The organism is uncultured Clostridium sp. (assembly GCF_900547735.1).
GTDB lineage: Bacteria > Bacillota > Clostridia > Lachnospirales > Lachnospiraceae > Otoolea.
This window is the reverse complement of the sequence record NZ_URHZ01000025.1, coordinates 55,419-61,827: the sequence shown is the minus strand read 5'-3', so window position 1 is coordinate 61,827 and position 6,409 is coordinate 55,419. Positions and strand designations below refer to the sequence as shown.

The 6,409-nt window shown below is 53.3% G+C and carries 3 protein-coding genes; 2 read left to right on the top strand and 1 reads right to left on the bottom strand.

The genetic code is table 11. The features are described 5' to 3' along the window. Positions 1–157 precede the first annotated feature (157 nt). Positions 158–2,809, top strand: coding sequence for a cation-translocating P-type ATPase (locus QZT18_RS10150; RefSeq protein ID WP_294147378.1), 2,652 nt, complete (start codon positions 158–160; stop codon positions 2,807–2,809). A gap of 46 nt (positions 2,810–2,855) precedes the next feature. Here the strand turns inward: QZT18_RS10150 and QZT18_RS10145 are convergent, their stop codons facing one another. Next, positions 2,856–3,491 (bottom strand): hypothetical protein, encoded by a 636-nt coding sequence (locus QZT18_RS10145; RefSeq protein ID WP_294147376.1) that lies wholly within the window; start codon positions 3,489–3,491, stop codon positions 2,856–2,858. A gap of 171 nt (positions 3,492–3,662) precedes the next feature. Here QZT18_RS10145 and QZT18_RS10140 point away from each other — a divergent pair, with 171 nt between their 5' ends. After that, a complete protein-coding gene (locus tag QZT18_RS10140; protein ID WP_294147374.1) occupies positions 3,663–6,404 on the top strand; it encodes a transglycosylase domain-containing protein in 2,742 nt (913 codons plus the stop codon). Positions 6,405–6,409: the final 5 nt, after the last annotated feature.

The window sequence follows — 6,409 nt, the reverse complement described above, 5'->3', positions numbered from 1 at the left end:
TCCAATAGGGGACAAAAGACTCAGCCAGCCCCCTCACCACACCGGACATGGTCCGCTCCGGACGCGTCCTCCTCACCTCAGTTAAATCCTTAGTATATTTCCTCCCCCCAGGGCATATTGTGAGATAAGACAACCTGTCACAGAAAGGGAGAGATAGATGTACGAAAACAGGACAATAGAAGAAGTGTGCAGACAGTTTGAATGCAATGGCCGGACAGGTCTTACACAGGAAGATGCCGACAGGCGCCTCAGGCATTATGGGAAGAATATGCTTCGGGAGGCGAAGAAAAAGACTTTAATACAGAGATTTGCGGAGCAGCTCTGCGATTCTCTGATTTTTGTCCTTTTTGCGGCTGCGGCGATCTCGATTATGCTGCATGAGTACAGCGATGCCGTGATTATTCTGGCCGTGGTGGCGATGAATGCCGTGGTCGGGGTGATTCAGGAGGGAAAGGCGGAGAAGGCGCTGGAGTCTCTGCGGAAGATGACGAAACTGGAAGCGGTGGTAATCAGGGACGGAAAGGAACGGATCATTCCGGCGGAAGAGCTGGTGCCGGGGGATTTGGTGATGCTGGACGCAGGACGTCAGGTGCCGGCCGATTTAAGGCTCGTCCAGGGGGCCAATCTGAAGATTGAGGAGTCGGCCCTGACGGGGGAATCCGTCCCGGTTTCCAAGAGCAGCACATTTATTGCGCCGTCGGAGGTTCAGGCGGGAGACAGAAAGAATATGGCGTTTATGACGTCCTATGTGACAAACGGAAGAGGCACCGGTATCGTCATTGCCACGGGCATGGATACGGAGATAGGAAGAATTGCCGCATTGATCCACGAGGCTCCGGAGGAGGAGACGCCGCTGCAGAAACGGCTCTCGGATCTGGGGAAGGTACTGAGCCTGACGGCCGTTTTTCTGTGCGCCCTTTTGTTCGCGCTGGCGGTAATCCAGAAGAGAGATGTTATGGAAATGCTGATCACCGCTATTTCCCTGGCCGTTGCCGCGGTACCGGAAGGTCTTCCTGCGGTCGTGACGATTGTGCTGGCGCTCAGTGTGACAAGGATGGTAAAAGCCGGTACGATTGTAAGACGCCTGCCCTCCGTTGAGACGCTGGGAGCGGTCAGCGTGGTGTGTTCCGATAAGACGGGTACGCTGACGAAGAATGAGATGACGGTTACGGCCTGCTATCTGGACGGCCGGATCAGGGAGGCCCCGGCCATTGAATACGGGAAGACGGGAAACCGGCTGCTGACCTGTTTCTGCCTGTGCAACGACGCGACGGAGGATACGGGGGATCCGACGGAGACGGCCCTTATCCGTTTTGCGGAGACCGGCGGGATCCGGAAAGAGAGGGAGGAGAGGGAGAAACCAAGACACGGCGAACTTCCCTTTGATTCCGACCGGAAGATGATGACAACCCTCAATAGAGAGGGGAAATCTTATGTTTCGTATACAAAAGGGGCTCCGGACGAGGTTCTGAAACGGTGCAGCATGATTATGAAGGACGGAAAGGTACAGCCCCTTGAAAGCAGGGATAAAAAGCGGATTCAGGATGCCACCACGGAGCTGTCCGGCAGGGCTCTCCGCGTTCTGGCGGGAGCGATGGCGGAGGGCGTCTCCAAACCGTCGGAGAAAAATCTGGTATTCCTCGGAATGGCAGGCATGATTGACCCTCCCAGGGAGGAAGCTAAGGCTGCGGTGGAGGCGTTTAAACGGGCGTCGGTGAGAACGGTAATGATTACGGGGGATCACGTGGATACGGCGCTGGCGATTGCAAAGCAGCTTGGAATTGCGGAGAATAAGGAGCAGTGCATATCCGGAGAGGAACTGGAACGGATGGGAGACGGTGATCTGAAGAAACGGATCAGAAATACCGCCGTTTTCGCCAGGGTTTCTCCCGATCATAAGGTCCGGATTGTCAGAGCTTTAAAGGGGGACGGCAATATTACCGCCATGACCGGGGACGGCGTAAACGACGCGCCGTCGCTTAAGAGCGCCGATATTGGAATCGCCATGGGAAAAACGGGTACGGACGTGGCAAGGCAGGCGTCGGACATGATTCTGACGGATGATAATTTTGCCACAATTGAGAGGGCGATTGAGGAGGGCAGGGGGATTTATGAGAACATTAAAAAGTCGGTTATTTTCCTGCTGTCCTCCAATTTCGGTGAGATAGCGACGATGTTTGCGGCCATTGCCGCGGGAATACCGTCTCCGCTCAAATCCAGCCATATCCTGTGGATTAACCTGATTACAGACTCTCTCCCGGCTCTGGCCCTGGGAGTCGATAAGAATGACGGCAAACTCCTGATGAAGAAACCGCCCAGGAAACCGGGAGAGAGTCTTTTTGCAGGCGGAGGCTGGTTCTATACGGTATTTTACGGACTGCTCATTGCGGCAGTCAGCCTGGCGGCTTTTTTCCATGTGCCCTGGGAGGTAGTGACGGGAAGAGGACTTCATTTCTCCCTGACGGCGGTATCAGCGGTGCTGAAGGAGGAGTCGGTACTCTGCAGGGCGCAGACTTATGCGTTTACCGTGCTTGGGCTGTCTGAGCTTTTCCATGCCGTGGGAATGCGCAATGTGGATGTATCGGTTTTTAAAAGCGGCCTTTTTACAAATCCTCTGATGCTGGTGGCCTTTGCAGCAGGCCTTGCATTACAGTTTGCAGTCACGGAGATCCCGTTTTTAGTTACGGCATTCAGGACCTCGGTTCTCTCATCCGGGGAGTGGATCTTTTTGCTGCTTCTGGCGGCGGTTCCCCTGCTGGCGCATGAAGTCATCGTCCTGGTGAAATCAATGGGCCGCAGAGAAGAGTGACGGAGAAGAGTGACGTAGAAAAGTGGTGGTGGAGGAAAAACTGCCGTTATAAAAGTTTTCCGATGGCCAGCCCGATTAAGAGCAGGCCGCTGAGCCAGGATAAGTCGAGGCTGGAACGTTTGGCAAGGATCCGCCCGAGGCCGCTTCCGATGAGGACTGCGGCTGTATTGAGAACCAGGGACAGGGCGATGGTGAGCGGCATATGGGTGACCATCATGCCGGCGCCAAATCCGGCCGCCGCACTGTCTAAAGAGAGCGCCAGGCCGAGGGACAGTGCCTCCACGGGAGAGAGGACGGCAATGTCCTCCCCGTTGGCTGCCGACGGATCGGCATAGACGGTCAGGATAAAATTCAGTTGCGAGATGGAAAAACAAACCTTCCGCTCGAAAAATTCTGATTTCCTGATCACGGATTTAATGGTGCTGTCAAACAGTTTGACAAATCCGAGAATAAAAAGAATCAGGAAGCAGAGTATGGAGGTGGCCCTGGCAGGTATCAGGCTGCCGAACCCCTTGCCCAGCAAAAGAAAGAGGACGAGAATCCCGGTGGACAGCGCTGTGATGACAGCGACTGAGGCAGCCGGGATTTTTACGCGGTCTGTTCCATAAACAAAGCTGGCGGCAAAGGCATCCAGCGACAGGGCGGTTATCAGCAGAAAGAGTTGGGGAAAGGTGGTATTCATGGATAATTCCTTCTAAAAATTCCTGTTATTTTATACTATTCGTGAAAAAACAGGCGGTTACAGAAGGAAGTTTTGGAATTAGTGGTTGTTCTTTAAGATGAAATCTCCTATAATGGTAAGAGACATACTCTGCCTGCGGCAGAAATATACTGATGACAAAAGGGGTATGAAATGGAAGGTAGAGAGGAAGGCATACTGGATAACACTCAGGAAATTAAAACAGAGAATATGCCGGAAAATAAACCGGGTAGCCAGTCTGAAGCTGCTCAGAGACAGCAGACAGGAACCGTTTCGGAAAGCCGGGCGGTAAATGAATCAGATAACCGGACGGATGACGGACGGGATAGGCAGCCGGAAGGAACTCAGCCGAACGCACCGGCCACTGGCGGACAGCAAAGACAGAGGAAGAGCAGAAAAGATAAAAAACGTGAAATAAAGCAGCAGAAAAAACTCAAAAAACAGGAAAAGAAGAAAAAAGAGGACAATTCCAAGGGACTGTGGAGATATATAAAGATCGTTTTCCGGTCCATGTTCAAGGTCCTGAAAGTCATGTTTATGACGCTGTTCATCATCTGTGTGATAGCCCTTCTGGCGGCAGCCGGGATTGGGGCCTACAAGGTCTATCCGATGTACAAGGAATACAAAGCCCAGGTGGATGGGATTGTGGAGGCCAGCACGCTTGACACGTTCCGCCTTCAGGAGGCCAGCTTCATCTATGACGCCAACGGCGATGTACTGGCGAAGCTGACCGGGGATGAGGATTCCAGTTATCTTCCCTATGAGGAGATACCGGAATATGCGGTGAACGCATTTATCGCCATTGAGGACAGGACATTCTGGGACAACTCGGGAATTGACATGAAGGGAATTTTCCGTGTTGCCGTTAACTATTTTAAGACGGAAGGGGAGGAAGTGCACGGAGCCAGCACGATCACCCAGCAGCTTGCACGAAACAGGTTCCTGACAAGGGAAGTCTCCATCGAGCGTAAGGCCAAGGAGATGCTTGTCGCCATCGATCTGACGAAGAAGTACACGAAGAAGCAGATCATGGAATTTTATATTAACGATATCAGCTTTGCCAATACGTATTACGGCCTTCAGGCGGCGGCCAGGGGATATTTCGGCATGGATGCCGGTGACCTGAGCCTCAGCCAGATTGCATATCTGTGCGCAATACCGAACTCGCCGTCCTACTATAACCCGTACAAGCATCCGGAGAACGCGATTAAGAGGAGAGACAAGATCCTGGGCGATATGAAGGATATGGGCTTTATCTCGGAGAAGGAGTACACGGAAGCGCTTAATGAGACCATCAATGTGCAGAGGCAGAAGACGCCGATGAGAAATTATGAGACGACGTATGCCATTGACTGTGCAATCCGCTATCTGATGCGGATGGACGGATTTGAATTCAAGTACGGTTTCCAGGATAAGGAAAAGTACCTGGAATACAAGAAGCAGTATGAAGAAGTCTACAGTCAGGAGAGGGATAACCTCTATACCGGCGGTTATACCATTTACACCTCCCTGGATCCCGCCAAGCAGCAGATGCTGCAGGAATCGGTGGACAGCGTTCTGACATTCGACGATGCGGTGGCGGCCAACGGCATTTATTCCCTTCAGGGAGCGGCGACCGTAGTAGACAACAGCAATAACAAGGTGGTTGCCATTGTAGGCGGACGCAGCCAGGAGACGGACACTTATACGCTGAACCGTGCGTTTCAGAGCTTCCGTCAGCCGGGAAGTACCATCAAACCGCTGATCGTCTATGCACCGGCTCTGGAGAACGGATACAAATCCACGACCATGGTGAAGAACATCAAGGTGGAGGACGCCAAGAAGAAGGATGCCGTAGTAAAAGATCTTCCGGGCGACATGATGCCTCTGAGGACGGCGCTTGAGAAGAGCCGGAACGGTGTTGCATGGTATATCTACGATGACATTACACCGGAGCTTGGGATGTCCTACCTCACTCAGATGAGATTTGACAATATCGTTCCCGACGACTATTATCCCGCATCGGCTCTCGGCGGATTTACATACGGAGCCACGACGGAGGAGATGGCCGGAGCCTACGCGGCCCTGGCGGACAGCGGACGGTATAAGGAACCGACCTGTATCATGAAGCTGATCGACAATACGGGAAAAGATGTTTTTGAAGAATATCCGGTTATCCAGGTTTATCAGGAGAATACGGCCAACGTGATGGCAGATATTATGAAGGGCGTTATCACAAGGGGTACGGCCGCTTCGATGGGCTGGAGAGGCGATATTGAGGCTGCCGGTAAGACCGGTACGACCAACAGCAGTAAGGACGGCTGGTTCTGCGGCATGACGCCGTATTATACGGTTTCCGTATGGGTCGGCTACGACCAGCCGAAGATGCTGTCGAACCTTTACGGAGCCACCTATCCCGCATCTATATGGAAGAAAGCGATGGTGCAGCTGGTGGACGGCCTGGAACCGGCGGCATTTACAAAGCCGGGACCGGAGACCGGAATCGGGGACGGCAGCGAATACCTGCCGGGCCGTGACGATGACGAGATGCTCTCCGAGGGGTATACGGTAGGCGATTTCCGTAAGGATCACGCTCTGGCCGATGCAGCCCAGGAACTGATTGATCAGATGAGAAAATCTGGCTCCAGCACGAGAAAACAGCTTAAGGGCGAGGCCGATGCACTCATTAACCAAATCTCGGGAACCACGCTGAGAAACAGGATGAAGGGAATTCTGAATTCATCGGGAAGCAGCTCGGGAGCAGTGGCTGCGCCACCGCCTGTCCTGCCGCCGGTCGAGATACCGACACAGGAGGAAGCACCGCCGGAGACGGTTCCTTCCGGTCCGGGAAGCGATACCGGCAACAAGGGGAGACAGGATATACCGCAGGGACCTGCGATGGAGATTGTAGAATAAAGAGG